This window comes from Bacillus sp. 105MF (assembly GCF_000374885.1).
GTDB classification, from domain to species: domain Bacteria; phylum Bacillota; class Bacilli; order Bacillales; family Bacillaceae_G; genus Bacillus_A; species Bacillus_A pseudomycoides.
On sequence record NZ_KB895680.1, the window covers coordinates 1 to 1,484 of the forward strand.

General features: G+C 31.1%; 1 protein-coding gene. It reads right to left on the reverse strand.

The window, feature by feature from the left end:
- Positions 1–545 precede the first annotated feature (545 nt).
- Positions 546–1,151: a hypothetical protein gene (locus C564_RS0131505; protein ID WP_018768254.1), complete on the reverse strand. Its 606-nt coding sequence runs from the start codon at positions 1,149–1,151 to the stop codon at positions 546–548.
- Between the last annotated feature and the right edge of the window lie 333 nt (positions 1,152–1,484).

The following is a 1,484-nucleotide window of genomic DNA, read 5'->3' on the forward strand; positions in this document are numbered from 1 at the left end:
AATTAATTATAAAGCCGAACAAGAGATTAATGATATGCAAAGCAGATTGTGTCATATAGAAAGTGAATTAATAGAGATTAAAGAATTGTTGAAACAATTAAAAATAAAATAGATAGAATAGTTTTTGGAGAAATTAAAGAAAAACCCTCTATGAATCTTTATTTATAGAGGGTTAATATAACGTCTTACTATCGAGATTCAATGTATTTAGAAGACTATTAAAAGTCCCCCAGATTGTTTAACTGGGGGACTTTCGTGTTCACATAATTATCGTTAACGGTAGTTGTAAGAAGTTATTTAGCGGTATTATCTTGTAAGGCTGTAATGTCACAGTAGTTTAAATTATGCTTCTTCAGTATTTGTAAAGTCTTTTAGTAATGATAAGTGAGCTGTTTTGCGAAAAAATAAAATCATGAATTGACCAGTCAGTAAATATATCATCTTCTAAATGTATAGTTCCTATTAGGACTTGTTTTAAAAATAAAAATGAAAAAATTTCAAATGTGACGGGTCATTCTATAGCTAATTTTTTCCTCTATTCAATCTTAATAGTTGAACACTCCTAAAGAAGAAATTGCGTCATTCCATCCATAATTATTCAGGTTAATGGTATTTCCCCAATAAGCGTAGTTGTCCCAAGCGTAAGTAGCTCCCCCATAACTAGCATGTTCCCAAACTCTTGTATAGCCACTAGCTGCAGTACTAATTGAAGAAATTTGATCGTTCCAGTAATTACCGACGTAATCTGTGTAAGTTCCTATTGCATAAGAAATACGGGATCCACCTTTATTAATATCCCAGTAGAAATCAGTATAATTTGGTCCAGTACCCAGAGTAGTCAAGTCTTCTTTCTTGATTAGTTCTGCTTTTGGATTTTTATATTCACGGTGTTTTTCGTATTCTTTATTTTGAACAAATTGCTGAAATTCTTTTTCATTGGTGAATCCATACTTAATTTCTTTTCCATTCTGATCTTTTGAGAAGAAGATATGTTTTACTTGACTATCTTGGACAGGAGAACTTGCTTTTTTCCCATTAATCAGAACAAATTGACTTTTCCCCTCTTCAGCAAAGGTTGAGGGTGCTGCTGAAAAAAAGACTGCAATTAGAGCAAAGCACATCAAGACAACCGATTTAAGATTTCTTCTCATCAAGATCACCTCATAAATGTATTTTTAGGGTATTTATACTTTTTGGTAATAAAAACAAAATACCCCTTAGGTATTCTATCACCTTTGAGGTAAAAGATATTTGAAAAGTAAAATTTTAACAAAAACGTAGTTAAAATTTAACAAAAATGGAGTTAAATTTTACACATAATACTGGGGTACCGCCAGTATTTCGGAAAAAAACACGTAAAGCAAAAATAAGATCAGCTGCCGATATGGACAGCTGATTGACATAATGATCGTTATTGGCATATAAAAAAGATCTTCAATCGAAAATCTTTTTTACTGGATATTTGATTTTCTCGATTTTATATA

Bases quoted from the DNA above. Each gene is read 5' to 3' on its own strand.
- C564_RS0131505 (WP_018768254.1), bottom strand. From the start codon at position 1,151: ATGAGAAGAAATCTTAAATCGGTTGTCTTGATGTGCTTTGCTCTAATT.